Annotated in this window: 21 protein-coding genes and 1 pseudogene; 14 read left to right on the top strand and 8 right to left on the bottom strand. The window is 64.2% G+C overall.

All coding sequences use genetic code 11. From position 1 onward, the window contains the following. Positions 1 to 89 precede the first annotated feature (89 nt). On the bottom strand, positions 90 to 731 hold the full coding sequence (locus tag ACPUD7_RS06265) for a hypothetical protein (RefSeq protein ID WP_135538343.1): 642 nt from the start codon (positions 729 to 731) through the stop codon (positions 90 to 92). Positions 732 to 868: 137 nt separating this feature from the next. Next, positions 869 to 1,456: an HhH-GPD-type base excision DNA repair protein gene (locus tag ACPUD7_RS06260; protein WP_135538344.1), complete on the bottom strand. Its 588-nt coding sequence runs from the start codon at positions 1,454 to 1,456 to the stop codon at positions 869 to 871. A 75-nt stretch (positions 1,457 to 1,531) separates the two neighbouring features. Between ACPUD7_RS06260 and ACPUD7_RS06255 the strand changes: the two genes are divergently transcribed. From ACPUD7_RS06255 to ACPUD7_RS06230, 6 genes are all read left to right on the top strand, one after another. Next, complete coding sequence (locus ACPUD7_RS06255) at positions 1,532 to 1,894, top strand: YchJ family protein (protein ID WP_135538345.1); 363 nt, start codon at positions 1,532 to 1,534, stop codon at positions 1,892 to 1,894. 171 nt (positions 1,895 to 2,065) lie between these two features. Continuing rightward, the gene (locus tag ACPUD7_RS06250; protein ID WP_425119437.1) at positions 2,066 to 2,545 is read left to right on the top strand and encodes a DUF2087 domain-containing protein; all 480 of its coding nucleotides are present in this window, start codon (positions 2,066 to 2,068) and stop codon (positions 2,543 to 2,545) included. A gap of 59 nt (positions 2,546 to 2,604) precedes the next feature. Beyond that, positions 2,605 to 3,108 carry a phosphoribosyltransferase gene (locus ACPUD7_RS06245; RefSeq protein WP_135538349.1) on the top strand — a complete coding sequence of 168 codons (504 nt, stop codon included), beginning with the start codon at positions 2,605 to 2,607 and terminating at the stop codon, positions 3,106 to 3,108. A 9-nt stretch (positions 3,109 to 3,117) separates the two neighbouring features. Next, entirely contained in the window at positions 3,118 to 4,422 is a 1,305-nt protein-coding gene (locus ACPUD7_RS06240) for a carboxylesterase family protein (RefSeq protein WP_135538350.1), read from the top strand. 122 nt (positions 4,423 to 4,544) lie between these two features. After that, positions 4,545 to 5,654, top strand: coding sequence for a winged helix DNA-binding domain-containing protein (locus ACPUD7_RS06235; RefSeq protein WP_425119435.1), 1,110 nt, complete (start codon positions 4,545 to 4,547; stop codon positions 5,652 to 5,654). Positions 5,655 to 5,656: 2 nt separating this feature from the next. Continuing rightward, entirely contained in the window at positions 5,657 to 6,706 is a 1,050-nt protein-coding gene (locus tag ACPUD7_RS06230; protein WP_425119434.1) for a diacylglycerol/lipid kinase family protein, read from the top strand. A 36-nt stretch (positions 6,707 to 6,742) separates the two neighbouring features. Here the strand turns inward: ACPUD7_RS06230 and pdxT are convergent, their stop codons facing one another. Beyond that, positions 6,743 to 7,324 (bottom strand): pyridoxal 5'-phosphate synthase glutaminase subunit PdxT, encoded by a 582-nt coding sequence (gene pdxT, locus ACPUD7_RS06225; protein ID WP_425119433.1) that lies wholly within the window; start codon positions 7,322 to 7,324, stop codon positions 6,743 to 6,745. Then, the gene (pdxS, locus tag ACPUD7_RS06220) at positions 7,321 to 8,202 is read right to left on the bottom strand and encodes a pyridoxal 5'-phosphate synthase lyase subunit PdxS (protein WP_425119432.1); all 882 of its coding nucleotides are present in this window, start codon (positions 8,200 to 8,202) and stop codon (positions 7,321 to 7,323) included. Before pdxS ends, pdxT begins: the two co-directional genes overlap by 4 nt. 212 nt (positions 8,203 to 8,414) lie before the next feature. Here pdxS and ACPUD7_RS06215 point away from each other — a divergent pair, with 212 nt between their 5' ends. Both ACPUD7_RS06215 and ACPUD7_RS06210 read left to right on the top strand, forming a co-directional pair. After that, positions 8,415 to 9,797 (top strand): PLP-dependent aminotransferase family protein, encoded by a 1,383-nt coding sequence (locus tag ACPUD7_RS06215; protein WP_135538359.1) that lies wholly within the window; start codon positions 8,415 to 8,417, stop codon positions 9,795 to 9,797. Continuing rightward, positions 9,794 to 10,165, top strand: a complete 372-nt coding sequence (locus ACPUD7_RS06210) for a hypothetical protein (protein ID WP_135538361.1) — start codon at positions 9,794 to 9,796, stop codon at positions 10,163 to 10,165. Before ACPUD7_RS06215 ends, ACPUD7_RS06210 begins: the two co-directional genes overlap by 4 nt. A gap of 9 nt (positions 10,166 to 10,174) precedes the next feature. On the opposite strand, the gene ACPUD7_RS06205 is transcribed toward ACPUD7_RS06210, so the two are convergent. From ACPUD7_RS06205 to ACPUD7_RS06195, 3 genes are all read right to left on the bottom strand, one after another. Further along, entirely contained in the window at positions 10,175 to 10,819 is a 645-nt protein-coding gene (locus ACPUD7_RS06205; protein WP_135538363.1) for a 4'-phosphopantetheinyl transferase family protein, read from the bottom strand. A 3-nt stretch (positions 10,820 to 10,822) separates the two neighbouring features. After that, positions 10,823 to 11,272, bottom strand: a complete 450-nt coding sequence (locus ACPUD7_RS06200) for a LapA family protein (RefSeq protein WP_425119431.1) — start codon at positions 11,270 to 11,272, stop codon at positions 10,823 to 10,825. 98 nt (positions 11,273 to 11,370) lie between these two features. After that, positions 11,371 to 13,599: an NADP-dependent isocitrate dehydrogenase gene (locus ACPUD7_RS06195; protein WP_425119430.1), complete on the bottom strand. Its 2,229-nt coding sequence runs from the start codon at positions 13,597 to 13,599 to the stop codon at positions 11,371 to 11,373. A 155-nt stretch (positions 13,600 to 13,754) separates the two neighbouring features. On the opposite strand from ACPUD7_RS06195, the gene ACPUD7_RS06190 reads away from it, so the two are divergent. From ACPUD7_RS06190 to ACPUD7_RS06170, 5 genes are all read left to right on the top strand, one after another. Continuing rightward, on the top strand, positions 13,755 to 14,396 hold the full coding sequence (locus ACPUD7_RS06190) for a thymidine kinase (protein ID WP_135538368.1): 642 nt from the start codon (positions 13,755 to 13,757) through the stop codon (positions 14,394 to 14,396). A gap of 60 nt (positions 14,397 to 14,456) precedes the next feature. Continuing rightward, positions 14,457 to 15,236, top strand: coding sequence for an alpha/beta fold hydrolase (locus tag ACPUD7_RS06185; RefSeq protein ID WP_135538370.1), 780 nt, complete (start codon positions 14,457 to 14,459; stop codon positions 15,234 to 15,236). Positions 15,237 to 15,340: 104 nt separating this feature from the next. After that, entirely contained in the window at positions 15,341 to 16,987 is a 1,647-nt protein-coding gene (locus ACPUD7_RS06180; RefSeq protein WP_135538372.1) for an SLC13 family permease, read from the top strand. Positions 16,988 to 17,015: 28 nt separating this feature from the next. Beyond that, entirely contained in the window at positions 17,016 to 18,086 is a 1,071-nt protein-coding gene (locus ACPUD7_RS06175) for an NADH:flavin oxidoreductase/NADH oxidase (protein ID WP_135538374.1), read from the top strand. Between the two features lie 73 nt (positions 18,087 to 18,159). Next, entirely contained in the window at positions 18,160 to 18,813 is a 654-nt protein-coding gene (locus ACPUD7_RS06170; RefSeq protein WP_135538376.1) for an MBL fold metallo-hydrolase, read from the top strand. A 37-nt stretch (positions 18,814 to 18,850) separates the two neighbouring features. Here ACPUD7_RS06170 and ACPUD7_RS06165 read toward each other — a convergent pair whose 3' ends face one another. After that, the gene (locus ACPUD7_RS06165) at positions 18,851 to 19,186 is read right to left on the bottom strand and encodes a hypothetical protein (protein ID WP_135538378.1); all 336 of its coding nucleotides are present in this window, start codon (positions 19,184 to 19,186) and stop codon (positions 18,851 to 18,853) included. 158 nt (positions 19,187 to 19,344) lie between these two features. On the opposite strand from ACPUD7_RS06165, the pseudogene ACPUD7_RS06160 reads away from it, so the two are divergent. Next, positions 19,345 to 19,909, top strand: a pseudogene (locus ACPUD7_RS06160) (IS1380 family transposase); the annotation flags it as partial.

Genomic DNA, 19,909 nt, shown 5'->3' with positions numbered 1-19,909 from the left:
ACAGGCTGGACCGCTATTAGCGTTGGCGGGAACTAACGGGTTAAGGATCACCGCAAGTATGAACGCGAATGCGGCGAAGAGGTGGGAACCTACTCGCACTTTTCGCTCCATAGCTCCTGATTAGAGATTTTCCATTTGCCTCCATGCTTGCTCGCAGTTTGCAAGATCGTAAGGCTTTTGCTCGTCTGGCTTGGCATAGATTTGCCAGTCTTAACGACGGCATGTTTGCTGTCGTGGGAGCAGAAAAGAATCTTGACCGAGTCCTTCTCCGGAGATTTAGAGTCAAGAGTTGTCTCGTGAATTCGGAGGTTGTAGTAGTCGTACTCACCCGCCATGTATTTGTCTTCTTTTTTCAGACCGTTTGCGCTGTCTTTTAGAGATCGGAGCGAATCTTTAGCAGCAAAGGTGTCTATGCCCTTCATGTCTGTCCCGCCCGAGGAGAACACGCGGTTGATCGTTTTGATGTAGCCAACAAACGCCACCAGTGCGCCGTCGACAGCTTCCTTCTCTTCTTCCGATAGGTCGAGGTCAGTCTCGTATTCGGGGACCTCCACCTCGGCGGTGCCATCTGTCGAACTATCATCAGACTGCTCTTCAGGCAGAGTCGACGTCGGCACAGCCACGGGGGAGCTGCCTGCGCACCCCGCCAGAGACAGCAGGCTCAATGCGGCAAAAAGAGCAACGAACAGCAGAGCAGGTCGACGATGCGGTCGGGTCGTTCCAGTTCTCATTCCACGCCTCTGTGGTCTGCAACTGTGGCGCGGCCCCTTCGGCCGACACCCGGAACCCCTACATTATTCGACGGGCGCGTCTTTTAGAACAGGCGAAGTCAAATCTGTGGATAACTTGCGGAGGGGTGAATTCGACCCTACTTCTTCGCCACCTTGGCGGCCTTTGCCGCCGCCTTCTGCTGCTTCTTGAAAGCACGCACTTCCAGCAGTGTGTCTTCATCAACGACATCGGCGATCGACCGCCGGGTGCCCTCAGCCCCGTAATCTCCCGCGGCTTCCTGCCAGCCCTCAGCCTTGAGCGCGAATTGCTTGCCCAACAGAGCGAGGAAGATCTTCGCCTTCTGATCACCGAAACCTGGCAGCTTCTTCAAGCGTTTGAGCACCTCGGCGCCACTCGGATCACCCGTGGTCCAGATCGCCTCGGCATCTCCGTCATAGTCATCGACGATCGCCGCAGCCAACTTCTGCACCCGCGCTGCCATCGACTTGGGGAACCGGTGCACAGCAGGCGTCTGCGCGAAAGTGTCGAGGAAGTCGTCGGGATTCATCTCGGCGATCTCATCGACGTCGAGTTTCCCCAATCTCTCGGCCAGCTTCGCAGGCCCGGCGAAGGCGCTCTCCATGGTCACCTGCTGGTCAAGCAACATGCCGATGAGCAGAGCGAAACGGTCTTCGGCCAACAGCGCATCGGCCTTCGGGTCTCCAGAGAGGAACACTGAACTCATGAGACCATCCTCGCACGCAAACGCCGGTCGTTCATCTCCGGATATCATCGTCGAATGATCTGCCCCTGTTCTGGGATGCCGCCTGGCACCGACTACGACCACTGCTGCCGGCCGGCACTCGACGGTGAGAACTGGCCGACCACCGCTGAGGCGCTCATGCGCTCCCGCTACACCGCATTCGTCCGCAGAGATGAGAACCACCTCTTCCGCACCTGGCACGCGAAGACTCGACCCGTCGACCTCGGCGTCGACGAGGACACGGAATGGCGCGGTCTCGAAATCCTCCACACCACGGACGGGGGAGTCGGCGATGCCACCGGAACGGTGCACTTCCGTGCGAAATTCCGCGACCACCTCGGCGACCATGTGCTCGAAGAGAACTCCTCGTTCGTCCGCCGCGCGGGACGATGGATGTACTTCGACGCGCTCGAGAACTGACGGGAACTGTGTCTATACTGAACTTCGGCGCATCCAACGCCCAGCCGAGGTCGTGGTCCCAGCACATCGACCGCACGGCGAAGGGGAGAAGATCCTCGGACGAATCTGGCACGGTGAATTCCTGACCAGGTTTCGTGCTGGGAGAGACTTGGTCGAAGAGGAACAGACACCATGACCAAGGACAAAGACTTCAAGAAGCTCGTCCGTTCGCGGATGACCGAGACCGGTGAGAACTTCACAACCGCTCGCCAAACCCTGCTCGACTCGGCCAACAGCGCGACGAACCCCGCCGTTCCGAATGCGGCCGAAGCCATCGATCAGAGCGTCTTAAGATTCCGCACGAAGACACTCAAGACGTTCATGTCGTCGGGCCGCATCACTGCCATCCCGACCAAACGCCGAGCCCTCGTCGTCCTCCTCATCGAAATCGTGGCGACCTTGGATGCGGATCGGATCTATGACGAGAAGGCCCTCAACGAGCACCTCGCCGACTTCCACCCGGACTTCGCGCTCCTGCGGCGAGAACTCATCGACTACCGACTGCTCGAACGCAACCCGCACACAGGACGGTACTGGGTCAACCCGAACCCTTCGACGCCCACGGGTCCGCAGGCGCAGGAGATGGCCGGGTTCGAGGCATTTCTGCGCTGAGACGGCGACGGCGTATCCTTGAAGCTCGAGCCAACACCGGGCAGACACGAGGAGTATTCATGGCCTACCATGCCGATTCGACTGATCTCGACGAAAAAGAGATTCTCAGCTGGGATATGTTCGGCCAATCGGCTCGGGAGATGGCCCAGACCATCGCGGATTCCGACTACGATCCCGAGATCGTCATCGCCGTCGCCCGTGGAGGTCTGCTGCCAGCCGGTGCCCTCGCCTACGCCCTCGGGCTCAAGCTCTCCGACGCGATCAACGTCGAGTTCTACACCGATGTGCACGAAACTCTGCCCGATCCGATCCTCCTCGCTCCGATGCTCGACATCGAAGCGATCAAGGGCAAGAAGCTGCTCGTCGTCGACGATGTCGCCGATTCCGGTCGCACTCTGGCACTCGTCCTCGAGCTGCTGCGCAAGCACGGCGCCGAGGCGCAGTCGGCTGTCATCTACGCCAAGTCAGCGTCGATCATCGACCCGGACTTCGTGTGGAAGCGCACCGATCAGTGGATCGTCTTCCCGTGGTCGGCTGAACCCCCGGTGGAACCCAACAAGTAAACTGACCGCATGAGTGAGGATTCACGGGACTTCCTCGCCCCGTGCGGACGGGTCCGCGCCTATGCGTACGACGATGTGATCCGAGCACGGGGCATCCGCTACGCCCACGCACAGCGATTCCACCGGCCCGTCGACGCACCGCCCGTCGACTTCATCGACGGCGGCGGTCCCGGCCCCGCGAGTCCGCAGCTGCGTCGGGACCCGAACGCGGGAATGACCTTCGACCAGCTCGGCGGTCTGCCCATCAGTGAGGACTGCCTCCGCCTGAGCGTGACGATCCCCAAGGACACCGACACCGAGGCGGGGCTGCCCGTCCTCGTCTGGATCCACGGCGGAGCCTACGTTGCCGGTGCCGGGGATGCTGAGATCTACGATCCGCACACCCTCGCGGCCGAACAGAACATCATCGTCGTCTCCGTGACCTACCGCCTCGGTGTCCTCGGCTACCTCGGCACCGGCAAGCCCGAGCATTCGAACCTCGGAGTGCTCGACCAGATCTCCGCCCTGCGCTGGGTGCAGACGAACATTGCCTCCTTCGGTGGGAACCCGGAGAACGTGACGATCGCCGGGCAGAGCGCCGGAGCCGATGCCTGCGCCCATCTGATGATCGCCGAAGGCACCGAGGATCTCTTCCGCCGAGTGCTCATGGCCTCAGCCCCCTTGGGGCTGGCCGGCGGCACGGACACGATGAACTGGGCGATGGCGAAGGTCGCGCAGAAGATCGACCCCGACGCCAGCGTCGACGACATACTCGAAGCTCAGGAAGAGGTCCATAGAGCCGCTCTCGTCGGAGGCCTGCACGCCGGAATGTGCTTCGGAGTCCACTACGGCCGGTATCCGCTGCCGACACGTGCAGACGCGGCAGCGGCTTGGGCCGAAGTCGCACCGAAATACGACGTGCTCATGACCCGAACGGAACGCGAGATCGCCTTCTTCGCCGGATTCGTGCCCGCGCTGCGCCGCCTCCACGACCGAACCCTGACCTCGCCCATGCTCGAATCCCTCATCGCCGGATTCACCTCGGCGGTATACACCCGCGCCGGAAGAGAGTTCTACGATCGGCACAGGATGTCAGGTGGACAGGGAGCACGTCTGCTCATCGTCTCCCGCGGCGACGGCAGCTTCTTCGACGCAGCCCATTCCGGCGATCTGCCGCTGATCTTCCCTGGCGAGATCTGGCATGACTCCTTCCTCGACTACGGTGAGACCACCGCCGTCGCCGGTCCCGAACTGCGACGAATCTGGGGTCGGTTCGCCGCTTCGGGGGCATTGCCGCGCGTTCCAGTGCCCGGCCTCGTCGACATCATGGGCTGAGTCGATCGACCGACTTCGAAGCGTTTGCCGGACCGTGGTCGCGGGGTGAACGCGACTGAGACTGTCGGGCGATGTCAGGTTCCCACAGTCGTCGTGTCACCGGCGTCGACTACCGTTGGACCATGGACGCACACCAGATCTCGGCCGCACGTCTGATCTCCCAAGGACTCGCCGGACCTCCGCCCCCATCGCCGACCGGCAGCGGACTCTCACCGGCCGGGGCCGTCGTCGAACATCTCGGATGCGTCCAAGCCCAAGCACTCGGCGGTGCCCTGGCCTCGGTCGCACTGCGCCTCGGCGCCGGGGCCGCCGCTGGTGTGGCCGCCGTGAGAGCCGCGATCGACGCAGGCGAGATCGTGCGCTCCTGGACCCAACGCGGCACCATCCACCTGACCACAGCCAAGGACCTCGGATGGATCCTCGGACTGACCGGGGCACGGACGATGAAATCCACGACGAAACGCCGGGAGGTCTTCGGCATCACCGATGCCATGCTCGAATCCGCTGCCGAACTCGCGGTCGCGGCCCTGCGCGACCGTGGGCCCCTGACCAGGGAGGAACTGCTCGAAGCCTTCGCGCCGCTGAGAGCCGGAGACGAATACGGTCACGCTCGGTACCTCATCACCTCACTGGCGCTGAACAACCTCATCGTCCAAGCCCCCATGATCGAGGGGAAGGACGAAATGCGGTACGTCCTGACCGCCGAATGGGTCCCCACTCCCACAGAACTGGACGCCGAGGAGGCCCTGCACGAATGGATGCGACGCTACGTCACCAGCCACGGCCCGGTGACGATCGACGACGCCACCCGGTGGACAGGACTGCCGAAGACCCAAGTGAGGAAAGCCATCCGGGCCGCCATCGACGCCGAAGAGATCACGAATGTGCGAATCGGCGACACCGACTATGTTCAGGCCCCCGACCTCGAGCACCGACTCAGCGAATGGGAATCGACCGCGCACAAGACGATGCTGCTGCCCGGATTCGACGAGCTCATCCTCGGATACAAGGATCGCAGCGCGACTCTCGACCGGGAGTGCGAGAAGCTCGTCGTGCCCGGCGGCAACGGAATGTTCAAGAATACGGTCGTGAGCGGAAGCCGCGCCCGCGGCACCTGGAAACGCTCACCGCGCAAAACCGGTCCGCGCGTTCTCGTCGAGGCCTTTCCTGATCAGACGATCGACACCCGTGCTGTCGAAGAGGTCGCCGCCACCCATCCGGCCTTCGAATGACAATGCAAGAACCAGTGGAAGGCCGAGCCGAGACTGTCCACCCGATGACCGGCATCGGGATCATCGTCAACCCGAAACATGCCCCGACCCACCGTGCTTATGCCGTTCTCACCGCCGGGCTGCGCCGGCTCCGGATGCGGTATCGGACGATGACGACGACCGAATCTCGTTCCGGCCGATGGCAAGCAGAACAGCTGTTGGCCTGGGGTGCAGAGACCATCATCATCCTCGGAGGAGACGGCACCATTCGGGCCGCAGCACCGGTCCTCGCCGAGGCCGGTGTCCTGACGTTCCTCATCCCGACGGGAACGGCGAATGTGCTCAGCCGCCACGTGGGAATCAGTTCTGCACGGGAGGCGATCGACCACTGTCTGCACACCCTGCCTCTGACCGCAGATCCGAAACCCGGGCACCGGCCGTCGAACCAGGCGGGCAAGCACGCAGACACCATGACAGTGGTCTCTGCGGCCGCGACGAATCACGGACGCAGCATCCCGATCAACACTGTCGAAGCCAGGGGCGCCGACGGAAGCTGGACCCGACATGACTTCATCAGCCTGGCCGGGATCGGGGGCGACGCCCGAGCCGTCGCCCATCACCATCGTGCGCCCGGGCTGCTCGGCTACGCCTGGGGTGCAGCGCGTGCTCTCTTCGCCGCCGATCTGGCCTCACAGACGCGGCGAGCCGTCGAAGCATCCACACCGGAATCGATGTGGTCGATGATGGCGTCGAAGGTCGCTCGTCCCGCCGGGCCCACCTCGGTGTTCCCGGATGCCCGGATCGATGACGCCGAATTCTCCGTGCTCAGGGTCGGCCCTCTGCCGCGCGGCACCGCTCGACGCTTCCTGGCCTGGGGCGGCATCGCCTCGGCCTGCCTGCAAGGACGCCCCGCGCAGAGTCCGTTCATGCACTATCGCAGGTCTGCCTCGGCGATGGTGAAGCTCACGAGCCCCGCACCCGCACAGGTCGACGGGGATCTCATCGGTGACTGTCTCGAACTGCGAGTGAACGCCGGTGAGAGCCGATTGTGGGTGTCAGCGCCTCCCTCGTAAGGGGTCGGAGGTTCCGGGGCGGCCATGACTCGAACCTCACACCGTGGCGCCGAGGCGTTGGAGGAATTCTGCATGGACCCGCGGATCTTGCGCTAACTCCGGGTGGAAGCTGCCGCCCCAGAGGTTGCCCTGTCGCACCAGCACCGGGCGGTCGTTGTGACAGGCCAGGACCTCGGTGTCGAATCCGACATCGAGGATCTGCGGGGCCCGGATGAAGGTCGCGTTGAACGGGTCGGCCAATCCTGAGACGTCGACCGGTGCTGTGAACGAGTCCCGCTGCCGTCCGTAGGCGTTGCGGGCCACGGTGATGTCCAGACCGCCGAGGCGTTCGAAGCCGCCCAGCGAATCGTCGCTCAGCCGGTCAGCCATGAGGATGAGCCCGGCACAAGTGCCGAAGACAGGGAGCCCGCCGTCCATCCGCTCTCGCAGACGGGCGAAGAGATCCGTACCGGAGGCGATGCGGACCATGGCCGTGGATTCGCCTCCGGGCAGGATGACCGCATCGACGTCGGAGACGTGTTCGGCTCGGGTGACCGGGCAGGAGTCGACCCCCAGGGAGCGCAGCATGATCAGGTGCTCACGGAACGCTCCCTGGAGGGCGAGGACCCCGACTCTCACCAGCCGCGCTCGGCCAGGCGGTGGGGAGCGGGAACGTCGGCGACATTGATGCCGACCATGGCATCGCCGAGCCCGCGCGAAGCCGCCGCCACCGCCGCTGGGTCATCGAAGTGGGTGGTGGCTTCGACGATGGCCTTCGCCCGGGCCTCCGGATTGCCGGACTTGAAGATGCCGGAGCCGACGAACACGCCGTCGGCGCCGAGCTGCATCATCATCGCCGCATCGGCCGGGGTGGCGATGCCGCCGGCCACGAAGGTCACGACGGGCAGACGACCGAGGCTCGCAACCTGCTTGACCAGGTGGTATGGGGCGGCGATCTCCTTAGCCGCAACGTAGAGCTCGTCTTCGCTCTTGGCGCCGAGGGCACGGATCTCGTAATTGATGGTCCGCAGGTGACGCATCGCCTCGGAGACATCGCCGGTGCCGGCTTCGCCCTTCGACCGGATCATGGAAGCGCCTTCGGTGATGCGGCGCAGCGCCTCACCGAGGTTGGTCGCCCCGCAGACGAAGGGAACCTGGAAGACGGATTTGTCGATGTGGTTGACGTAGTCGGCGGGGGAGAGGACCTCGGATTCGTCGATGTAGTCCACCCCGAGGGTCTCGAGGATCTGGGCTTCGACGAAGTGGCCGATACGAGCCTTCGCCATGACCGGGACGGACACGGCGCTGATGATCGAATCGATGAGATCGGGATCGCTCATCCTGGCGACTCCGCCCTGAGCGCGGATGTCTGCGGGAACGCGTTCGAGGGCCATCACGGCCGATGCTCCGGCGGCTTCGGCGATGCGTGCCTGCTCTTCGTTGACGACGTCCATGATGACGCCGCCCTTGAGCATCTGAGCCAGTCCGGTGTTGAGCAGGGTCTGTGTCTCGGTCATTGGGTGTTTGTCCATTCACTGTTGCGGAGACGATCCGAGTCGACCCAGCGCTGCAGCAGATTGCCGCGGGCTGTCATGGGGTCGAGGATCGAGTTTCTTCAGGGGTGAACGGCCGTTCCTTCTCAGCCTAAACGGCTCGGTGGCTCAACGAGAGAGCCAGAAAGCAGGAAGGATTTTAGGCCAGATGATCATTGGGGGACTACTATCGACGGATGGATGCGAGCAAGCAGGCTGAGGGGATCGCTCTTCCCGTGAGCGTCGACAAGACCCGACCGACTCCGCTGCCCGATCAGCTGACCCAGGAGATGCGGCGGCTCATCGCCGAAGGCACGCTGCGCTCCGGAGATGCTGTGCCCTCGAGCAGGCGTCTGGCTAAGCACCTCGGGATCTCGCGAGGCAGCGTCGAGACCGCGTACGGCCAGCTCGCCGTCGAGGGATTCCTCGTCAGCGCTGAACGGTCGATGACCCGGATCAACCCGGAGCTGCCGTCCACGCCGGAGCGTGCCCGTCCGCGGTCCCGAGTGCCCGACTCCCCGCGGCGGCGTCTGCGCAACTACGTCGACCTGCGCCCCGGTTTCGGCGGTGACGACCCGCTGCGGGAACCGGCGTTCCGGCGCGCTTGGCGGGAGTCACTCGACCTCGATCCGGGCCCCATCGACCCGTTGGGCCAACCGGACGCCCGGTGGGCCATCGCCGACTATCTGCGTCTGACCCGGGGCATGGCCGTCGATCCCGACGAGATCATCCTCACCAGCGGATCCCGCGATGGACTGCGACTGCTGCTCAGCCTCGGCGTGACCGGGACGATCGCGGTGGAGAACCCGGGCTTCCCCGGTCTGCGGCAGGCGATGACGGACCAGGAACTCGTGCCGCTCGAATTCGACGAGTCGGCGCCGGCACCGCACGGGGTGGGTGCGGCCGTTGTGACTCCGAACCATCAGTTCCCGCACGGAACGCCGATGCCGGTCGATCACAGAGTCCGACTTCTCGACTGGGCCGCGGCGAACAGCATCGTCCTCGTCGAAGACGACTACGACAGCGAAGCCCGCTACACCCGCACCGTGCTGCCGACTCTCTTCGAACTCGCGTCGTCAACGGGCAGTCGCGCCCAGGTCGTGCACATCGGAACCTTCTCCACCCTGCTGACTTCGGCCGTGTCGACCGGATACCTCATCGCCCGAGGTGAACTGTCCACCCGTCTCATGGGGATGCGCACAGCACTCGGACCGGCGTTCTCACCGATCCTGCAGATGGCCATCGCCTCCTACCTCGGTTCCGGGGGACTGCGTCGGCGCATCTCCCGCGGCCGACGACGGCTGCGGGCGGCCGAAGGCATCGTCGCCGGCGTCGGGCCGATCCCCGGGCTGGTCCACGAAGGGAGGACACTCGTCATCGAAACCTCCGAGGCCCAGGCGCACAGCCTGCTGCGACAGCTCGCCGAGCGCGGCATCCTCGTCGCGTCCCTGGCCCGAGGCTGGACCGGTGGGGATGAGGTGCGGCATGGACTCGTCATCGCCCATTCGAACGTCGAGGCCACGGTGCTGCAGGGGGCTCTGGCCACCGTGCAGGAGCTGTTGAGTAGGATGCAGGCATGAGGAAATCCGGTTTCGCGGTCGACGGCACGATCAAACTGGTCCTTGCCGTCCTCGGCGCAGTGTTCTCCAATGGTCTTGCGCACTTCTTCCTGTCACCGCGCTGGCTGGTCATCACCGCCATGGTGCTGCTGTTCCTCAGCGCTGCGACTCAGATCTCCTACGCCGTGAGTAAAGGGGAGAAGCGCTACCTGAAGTACCCGATGATCTTCGACGCCCTGATCATCCTGGCGATCGTCATCGGTCTCGTCCTCGCCGCAGCTGCGAATCCTGCTGGTGCCTGGATCCTCTTCGGCCTCGTGATTGTGGGATCACTGGGCATCGCCGTGGTATTCACAACGGGAGAGAACGGTCCGCGGTTCAACGACTGAACCCGCGGCTCAGCGGTTGAACGCGATCGCTGCGACGTGCCCGGCGGGGATCCCCGAATCGAGGTCGTGGATGTCGATATCCGGGTGCGGTGACTGCGGCTGCGGTCCGCAGCCGACATAGTCCATCCCGGGATCGCGAGCCAGCCCGGTGCTCAGTGCCCGGAGGAATGCCTCCTTGCGCGCCCACAGCCGTGCGAACGTGACAGCCAGCTCGGATTCGGGCAGTGCCTCAAGCTCACTGCGTTCTGTCGGATGCACGAGGCTCAGCGCTTCGAGGGCCATCGCGGTGTCCGGAGCGGCTTCGATGTCGAGGCCGACCGGATCCTCACAGACGGCGACGATCACGAGCCTGCGCGATCGGGACACGGAGAACTCGCAGTCGTCGTTGCGGGGTTTGCCTGCCGAGTCGAGACGGATCTCGATCCCGCCCGGATCCTGGTCCAGATGCGATCCGAGCACGTGCCGCAGAACGACACGGCCGGCTGACCAGGTGGCGGCCGCCTCGGCGTCGAATTCGCGGGCATAGTTGCGTTCCTGCTCGGTGAGCACGGAATCGTCTGTGCGCGTCCAGGCCGCCTCGGCTGCGGTATCGGCGAGGATGAGGGTCGCGGGCAGCGTGGTGGACAACTCGGTGAAGCTGGGATGGAACGGCATGGTTCAGCGGCCCAGTGCTTTGTGGATCTTCTTCAGCTTGCGGCTGAGGACGAAGATTCGCACCGAACCGAGGAGACCGGCAATGAGGATGCCGCCGATCGCGGCAAAGAGCATGGCTACGCCCAAGGGCAGTTCGAATTGCCAGCCGAAGTACTTGAACTCGGCGGGCACATTGTTCTGCAGGATGAAGATGAGGAGCAGTACGACGATGATCGCCCCGATGATGAGGGAGATCCACATGCCCGCCGACATTCCTGTGCCGCCCTTCGTCGATGGCAGGTCGTTGGTGTGCTCGGCCGGAGGCTGCGTCGGTTCGGGCGGCTGCGTCTGCCCGTGCGGATCGATCTCTCGTGTCTCGCCGGTCGCGGGAGTCTCGTTCCCGAGCACGGAATCGGTTTCGGCCAGGAGCTCTTCGGGCGTCTGGGATTCGCCGCGCGGGTCTTGAGTACTCATGCGCCCCATCATAACTGCTGATGGGGCGCATGAGTCGGGTAGTGCTGTGGGTGTCCCCGAACCGTTGTCAGGGCACTGCGGGAACGTCGATCAGGAGATCAGACGTTCTTGCTCAGCGAGGAGATGATCTCGTTGAGCGTGGCCGAGGGGCGCATCGCCGCGGAGATCTTCTCTTCGTTGGGGTAGTAGTAGCCGCCCAGGTCGACCGGGCTGCCCTGCACCTCGAGGAGTTCGGCCGCGATGGTCTCTTCCTTTTCGGCCAGAGCCTTCGCCACCGGTGCGATGGCCTCGGCCAGCGCTTCGTCGGAGGTCTGCTCGGCCAGGTTCTCCGCCCAGTAGAGGGTGAGGTAGAAGTGGCTTCCGCGGTTGTCGATCTCGCCGACCTTGCGTGACGGGGACTTGTTCTCTTCGAGGAACTTGCCCGTGGCGGCATCGAGGGTGTCGGCGAGGACGCCGGCACGTTCATTGCCGTGAACATTGAACTCGTGGCGGAACGATTCGGCCAGGGCGAGGAACTCACCGAGGGAGTCCCAGCGCAGGTGGTTCTCCTCCACGAGCTGCTGGACGTGCTTGGGTGCCGAACCGCCGGCACCGGTCTCGAAGAGTCCGCCGCCGGCGATGAGCGGAACCACGGAGAGCATCTTCGCGGAGGTGCCGAGCTCGAGGATCGGGAACAGGTCCGTGTTGTAGTCGCGCAGCACGTTGCCGGTCACCGAGATGGTGTCCTTGCCCTCGCGGATGCGGTCGATGGAGAACTGGGTCGCCTCCGCCGGGTTCATGATCCGGATGTCGAGTCCCTCGGTGTCGTGGTCGCGGAGATATTCCTCGACTTTCGACCGGATGTTGTTGTCATGCGCACGGGTCTCGTCGAGCCAGAACACGGCCGGGGTGTCGGAGAGACGGGCACGGGTGACAGCGAGCTTGACCCAGTCGCGGACCGGGATGTCCTTGGTCTGGCAGGCGCGCCAGATGTCACCGGCGGCGACCTCGTGGCTCATGAGCACCTCACCGGCGGAGTTGACGACCTCGACGACTCCGGGCGCGGCGATTTCGAACGTCTTGTCGTGACTGCCGTACTCTTCGGCCTTCTGCGCCATGAGACCGACGTTGGGCACGGTGCCCATGGTCTGCGGGTCGAAGGCGCCCTTGGCCTTGCAGTCCTCGATGACGGTCTGGTAGACGCCGGCGTAGGAGGAGTCGGGGATGACGGCCAGGGTGTCCTGGGTCTGATCGTCCTTGTTCCACATCTTGCCGCCGACGCGGATCATCGCGGGCATCGAGGCATCGACGATGACGTCGGAGGGGACGTGGAGGTTCGTGATCCCCTTGTGCGAGTTGACCATGGCCAGGTCAGGTCCGTCGGCCAGGCCCTTCTCGATTCCGGCCTTGATGCCGGCTGCAGCGTCGGCAGGCAGGGTGTCGAGGCCGGCGAGGATCGCGGCCAGTCCGTTGTCGGAGGTCAGCCCCGCCTCGGCGAGGACGTCTCCGTATTCGGCGAACACCTCGGGGAAGAAGGCTTCGATGACCTTGCCGAAGAGGATCGGGTCGGACACCTTCATCATCGTGGCCTTGAGGTGGACGGAGAACAGGACTCCGTCGGCCTTGGCGTGCTCGATCTGCTCCTTGACGAACTCGTCGAGAGCGGCGACATCCATCTTCGTGGCATCGATGATCTCACCGGCGAGGACGGGCAGGGACTCCTTGAGGACCTGCGTCTCACCGGATTCGGTGCGCAGACGGATCGTCAGCGTGTCATCGGCATCGATGATCACGGACTTCTCGTTGTCGCGGAAGTCCTGCGAGTCCATGGTGGCCACGTGGGTCTTCGAGTCCTTGGACCATTCGCCCATCGAGTGCGGGTGGGCCTTGGCGAAGTTCTTCACGGCCTCGGGCGCGCGGCGGTCGGAGTTGCCTTCGCGCAGCACCGGGTTGACGGCCGAGCCCTTGACCCTGTCGTAGCGTGCCCGAATGTCCTTCTCTTCATCGGTCGAAGGCTCTTCCGGGTAGTCGGGCAGCTCGTAGCCCTGTCCCTGCAGCTCGGCGATGGTGGCTTTGAGCTGCGGCACGGAAGCCGAGATGTTCGGCAGCTTGATGATGTTGGCATCGGGCGTCTGGGCCAGAGCGCCCAGTTCGGCCAGGGCGTCGCCGACCTGCTGATCTTCGGGCAGGCGGTCACTGAACTGGGCCAGCACGCGCGCGGCAAGGGAGATATCTCGCGTCTCGACCTCGACGCCGGCCGATGTGGCGAAGGCTTCGATGATCGGTTTGAGCGAGTAGGTCGCCAGAAGCGGTGCTTCATCCGTGCGCGTGTAAATGATTTTAGCCATAGTTGTGGACTACTCCGCATCTTCTTGGGGTTTGTCGCCTCCATCTTACCTTCCGGACGATTTCGGTAGTCGGCCCGGGCCGATGATGGTGCTCACACCCCGCCCGGCACCGGGTAGTCTTCTGTGTCGGCACGGACAACAGAAAGAGGATGACAGTGGCCAAACTCTACTTCCGGTACGGGGCGATGAATTCCGGCAAGTCGACCGCTCTCCTGCAAGCTGCCTTCAACTACGAGGAGCGCGGACAGCGGGTCCTGTTGGCCAAACCGGTCGTCGATACGAAGGGCGCCTCCGAGATCGTGTCGCGCTTGGGCGTGACTCGGGAGGTCGACTTCCTCATCCCTCCAGACGGCGATGCCGAGACCATCTACGCCGAGCACGCCGACTACGTCGACCATGATGCTCTGCTCGAGTCGATCGACGCACCGAAGACTCCCGTCGCCTGCCTGCTCATCGACGAAGCGCAATTCCTCACCCCCGTCCAAGTGGATTCGCTCATGCGGATCGCCACGAATGCTTCGGTGCCGGTGATGTGCTACGGAATCCGCACCGACTTCCAGACAAAGGCCTTCCCCGGATCGGCACGGCTGCTCGAGATCGCCCACACCCTCGAAGAGCTCAAGACGATCTGTCGCTGCGGACGCAAGGCGATGTTCAACGGTCGCCTCGTCGACGGTCAGTTCATCTTCGATGGTGATCAGGTCGCCATCGACGGCAACGCCGTGACCTATGAGTCGCTGTGCCCACGCTGTTATCTCGAGTACTCCGGCGGTAGGCTGACATCGACAGACTCCTGACCGATCGCGACGTCGCCCTCCCGTCGAAATCCTGCCCCACCTCTTCTCTAGGAGCCTCCCATGCGCATCGCCGTCCGTGCCTTCAACGACAATCCCGGTTCTCCCGTCCTCGTCTTCGGCAACGCCCTGGGCACACGGATGACCTTGTGGTCGTCTGTGGCCGCACGCTTGGCCGATGATTTCCAGATCTACGTCTCCGACCTGCCCGGACACACCGTGCCGGGGCCTGAGCCCCTCGCCGAGGCGGCCGAACCGCCCACGATCGATCAGCTGGCTTCCGGCCTCGTCGAGTCCCTGGCCGCCGAGGGCGTGACCTCCTTCGCCTATTGCGGGGTGTCGATCTCCGGTGCGATCGGGCTCTCGCTTGCGCGCAGCCATCCCGACGCGCTGACCGGGCTCGTCGCGTGTGCGACCGCGGAGAAGTTCGGCACACCGGATTCCTGGCAGGAGCGGATCGGTGAGGTGCGAACCTCCGGGACCCGCGGCCTCGTCGATGACACCGCCGATCGGTGGTTCGCGGCGGGATTCCTCGGTGAGGACATCGCCACCGGCCACCTCGTGCTCGCCGACCTCGCCCTCATCGACGATGACGCCTACATCGGAGCCGCCTCGGCGCTGAAGTCCTATGATCTGACCGGGCTGCTCTCAGCGATCACCACTCCGACCCTGTTCATGGCGGGAGCCCAGGATTCCGGGTGCACCCCGGAGGCGATGCGGGCCATGGCCGATCAGGTCGAGGGTTCGCGCTTCGTCACGATTCCCGACTCCGCGCACCTGCCGATAGTCGAACATCCGGACATCGTTGCCGACCACATCCAGGAGTTCTGCGACGGGCTCTGAGATCGGAGCAGCGAGGGTCAGAGCACTTTGCATCCGATAGGGAGACCGCCGCTGCAGTAGGGTGGTGCGAAAGCACAGGCAACTCTGCTCGTAGAGGAGCGAAAATGTCCCCGCGCTCGAAAACACCTGAGTTCAGCTCCACCGAAATCGATCTGCGGTCTCCCGGCGAACGAGAACCCGGCATCAGCCGCAGCACGTTGCGGATCCGGTGGACCGGATTCCTGCTCGGGCTCATCTTCTCCACCCTCATATATGCGATCATGCCTGCTGGTGTGGGTCATCCCGCGAAGCTGACCGCAGCCGTCGCGGTGCTGATGGCCGTCTGGTGGATGACCGAGGCGCTGCCGATCGCAGCGACCTCGCTCGTCCCGCTCGTCGCTTTCCCGGTGCTCGGCACGGATGTGGATATGGAGACGGTGGGTGCCTCCTTCGGCAACCCGATCATCTTCCTCTTCCTCGGCGGCTTCCTCATCGCTCTGGCGATGCAGCGATGGAATCTGCACCGCCGGATCGCGCTCGTGACTCTGAGCATCATGGGCGATCGGCCAGGGCCGATGATCGCCGGTTTTATGATCGCCACCGGATTCATCTCGATGTGGGTGTCGAACACGGCCACCGCGGTGATGATGCTGCCGATCGGCATGTCGGTGCTCATGATCGTGTCGAAAGTCGTGGGCACAGCGCTCACCGACAGTGCGGGCAAAACTGCGGATACGGACGAAGGCGATGACGCTGACCGAACCGCGGCTGACGAAGCCGCAGATCAGGCATCTGCCGGCGGCGATGACACCGGTCTCGGAGCGGTGGTCAAGTCGAACTTCGGCACCGCGCTGATGCTCGGCATCGCGTACTCCGCATCGATCGGATCGCTGGGGACGATCATCGGCACTCCTCCCAACCTCTTTCTCGTCGGGTACCTCAAGGACAATCACGACATTTCCATTGGCTTCGCCCAATGGATGATCGTCGGTGTGCCGCTGTCGATCGTCATGATGGCGATCGCCTGGTTCCTGCTTGTCAAGGTCCTGTTCAGACCCGAGATCGATCACATCCCCGGCGGGCGCGAACTCATCCGAGATGAGCTGAGCAAGCTCGGGCCTATGTCAACCGGTGAGAAGCTGGTCCTCGTCATGTTCGTGCTTGCCGCCGCGAGCTGGATCTCGCTGCCTCTGATCTTCGACGAACCGCCGATCAGTGACGAAGGCATCGCAATGGTCATCGGCCTACTCCTCTTCCTCATCCCGGGAGGGGCGAACCGCGGGGTGCGCCTCCTCGACTGGGATACTGCGGAGAAGCTCCCGTGGGGTGTGCTCCTGCTCTTCGGCGGCGGTCTCGCGCTCTCGGCGCAGTTTTCGGACTCCGGACTGACCGAGTGGATAGGCAAGACGACGAGCGGCCTCGGCGTTCTGCCGGTCGTTCTCGTCGTCGCGATCTTCGCCGCCATCATCCTGTTCCTCACCGAACTGACCTCGAACACAGCAACGGCGGCGACATTCGTACCCGTTGTCGGGGGAGTGGCCATGGGACTCAACTTCGACCCGCTGCTGCTGACGGTCCCCGTCGCCCTGGCCGCGACCTGCGCGTTTATGCTGCCCGTAGCCACCCCGCCGAATGCGGTGGCCTACGGTTCCGGATATGTCACCGTGGGCCAGATGGTCAAGGGCGGCCTGTGGCTGAACATCATCGGCATCGTTCTCATCACAGCCACCGTCTATCTGCTCGCCGTACCGGTATTCGGGATCGCTGTGTGAGCCCGATCGGAACTGGCAGACTTGAGCCATGACTGAGCTCTTCACACCGCTGACCCTGCGTGGCATCGAGATTCCCAACCGCATCTGGCTCGCCCCGATGTGCCAGTACTCCTGCGAAGCCGAGGACGGTATGCCCGGTCCGTGGCATCTGGTCCACCTCGGCGCCAGGGCTCAGGGCGGTTTCGGTCTCATCCTCACCGAAGCCTCTGCCGTTGTCCCAGAGGGACGCATCTCTCCGCAGGACGCGGGAATCTGGAACGACGAACAGGCCGAATCCTGGTCGGCCGTCGTCGACTTCGTCCACTCCCAGGGCAGCATCATCGGCATCCAGCTCGCCCATGCCGGCCGCAAAGCGAGCACGTACCGGCCATTCGCAGGCGAACCTCGGGGCAGCGTCCCGGAGTCCGCCGGCGGATGGCCGACCGCCGGTGCCAGTGCTGTTGCCTACCCGGATCTTGCCGAGCCGCAGGCGATGACGAAAGACGATATCGCCGAGGTGGTCGCAGCCTTCGCATCCGCAGCCCGACGTGCTGTTGACGCCGGGTTCGACCTCGTCGAACTCCACGCGGCCCACGGGTACCTGCTCCATTCGTTCCTGTCCCCGCTGTCGAACCAGCGTGAAGACGAATACGGCGGCGACCTCGCCGGTCGCTCCCGGCTTCTGCACGAGGTCAACGCGGCAGTCCGCGCCGAGGTCGGCGAGGACGTGCCGGTGTTCGTGCGGATCTCGGCCAGCGAATGGACCGAAGGCGGCTTCGACATCTCCGAGGCCGCCGAGGTCTCCCGCAGCCTGTCCGAAGCAGGCGTCGACCTCATCGACGTCTCGTCCGGGGGCAATCATCCGGTACGCATCCCCATCGGTCCCGGCTACCAGGTGTCCCTGGCCGCCGCCATCCGCGCCGAAGGCGTACCGACGGGCGCCGTCGGCCTCATCACCGACCCGGAGCAGGCCGAGACCATTCTCAGCACCGGCCAGGCCGATGCGATCTTCATGGCTCGGGCCGCCCTGCGCGAGCCGTCGTGGCCGCAGCGTGCCGCACATGTCCTCGGTGTCGAACCCGGTCCCTACCCGCCGCAGTACACTCGAGGAGCCTGGTGACCTGCCACTGATCCCTGCGGACGGACCGCAGACAGCGCACTCAACCGTGCACAGCGTGAAGAGGAGTTGGGAAATGAACACGATCGCAACCGAGCACGTCGTCATCCGATCGATCGCAGTCTCCGAGATGGAGAACAACGTCTACCTGATCACGGCGAAGGAGACCGGTTCGCAGGTGCTCATCGACGCGGCCGACGACATCGAGGCGATCTCCGGGCTCGTGGCCGCCGGCGCCGCGGACACCGAGGCGCAGCCGGAGCTGCGGGCGATCATCACCACGCACCGGCATTGGGATCATATCCGCGCATTGCCGGCCGCCTCGGCGAAATATCCGGATGCGATGACGATCGCCGGGTCCGAAGACGCCGCAGCGATCGCCGAAGCCGAGGGAGTGGAGATCGCACACAGAGTCGACCACCTCGACGTCGGGGACTTCGGCGGCTTCGTCCTCCAAGCCATCGGGCTGCGTGGGCACACCCCGGGGTCGGTCGCGCTGCTGCTGCGCGACGGAGGACATACGATCCTGTTCGCCGGTGACTCGCTGTTCCCCGGCGGGCCGGGCAAGACCTGGTCGCGAGATGACTTCACCTCGCTCATGGACGACCTCGAGGAACGGGTCTTCGCTGCGCTGCCCGATGACACCCTTGTGCTGCCCGGACATGGGGCATCGACGACGCTCGGCGATGAGCGCCCGAAGCTGGGGGAGTGGCGCGAACGCGGCTGGTGACTTCCACCTGCCTGTGCTGCCACGCCCGGTGGCTCGTTCAGCCGGGCAGCGTTGCTATTCCCACTACGGCCCAGGCCGCGGCGAGGAGGCCCACGACGATGATGCCGAGGTTCCACCGCGTCTCGATCGTGCGCTTCCCGCCCGGGTTGGCCAGCTCTTCATCGCTGAGACCTGAGTAGCGGTCGAGCACCGCATCGACGGCCGGGCTCGGGCTCTCGACGAGCCGACGCATTTCGTTCTCATCCTTCTCCCACTTCTTGCCCTTGCCGGCCAGCGGCCAGGACGAGAACCTCTTCTCATGGGTACGCACGGTCAGGCCGAAATGCGTCTCGAAGCCATCGACGAGGTTCCAGGGGATGGTCACGGTCTGCATTGGGTTAACCTTGATCCACCGATGCGAGTAGCCGGATCAAGCCGCGCGTGAAATGGAAATGCCCCTCCTGAACTGGGAAAATGGTGATGTTCTAAGTCTCCATATCCCACACAGAAAGGGGCACCTCTCAGGTGCTATTCAACCACACACCCACGACTGTGTCCCACTCCTTCGACGACACGAACCTCACCGCTGCCACCGGGCTCGTCCCGACCATGGCACTGGCCCAGAACGCCGCCCTGCCAGACCTTGCCGATGACCATCTGACCGTGACCACCACCGGGGCCGATAAGGGCGCGAACCCAGCAGCGAAGCTGGCCACACTGGTCGCGGGGATGGCCGCCGGGGCTGACTCGATCGATGACATGAACATCCTCCGCCATGGCGGCATGAAACACCTCTTCGACCGCGTCTATGCCCCTTCGACTTTGGGCTCGTTCCTCCGCTCGTTCGCCTTCGGCCACGTCAGACAACTCGACGCCATCTCCTCCCGCTTCCTGACCAACCTCAATGAACACACCCCTCTGCTGCCGGCCAGTCAGGACAACGAGCAATCATCCACAGTCTTCGTCGATGTCGACGACACCGTCATCGACGTTCACTCTGCGTCGAAGCAGGGAGCTGGGTTCGGCTACCAAGGCAGTCGCGGCCTCAACGCACTGTTGGCGACCGCGTCAACCCGCGACTCCAGCCAGATCATTGTGGGCCAGCGTCTGCGCAAAG

The organism is Brevibacterium sp. FAM 24630 (assembly GCF_049804075.1).
GTDB lineage: Bacteria > Actinomycetota > Actinomycetes > Actinomycetales > Brevibacteriaceae > Brevibacterium.
The sequence above is the reverse complement of the archived record's forward strand: the minus strand, read 5'-3'. Positions and strand labels throughout refer to the sequence as shown.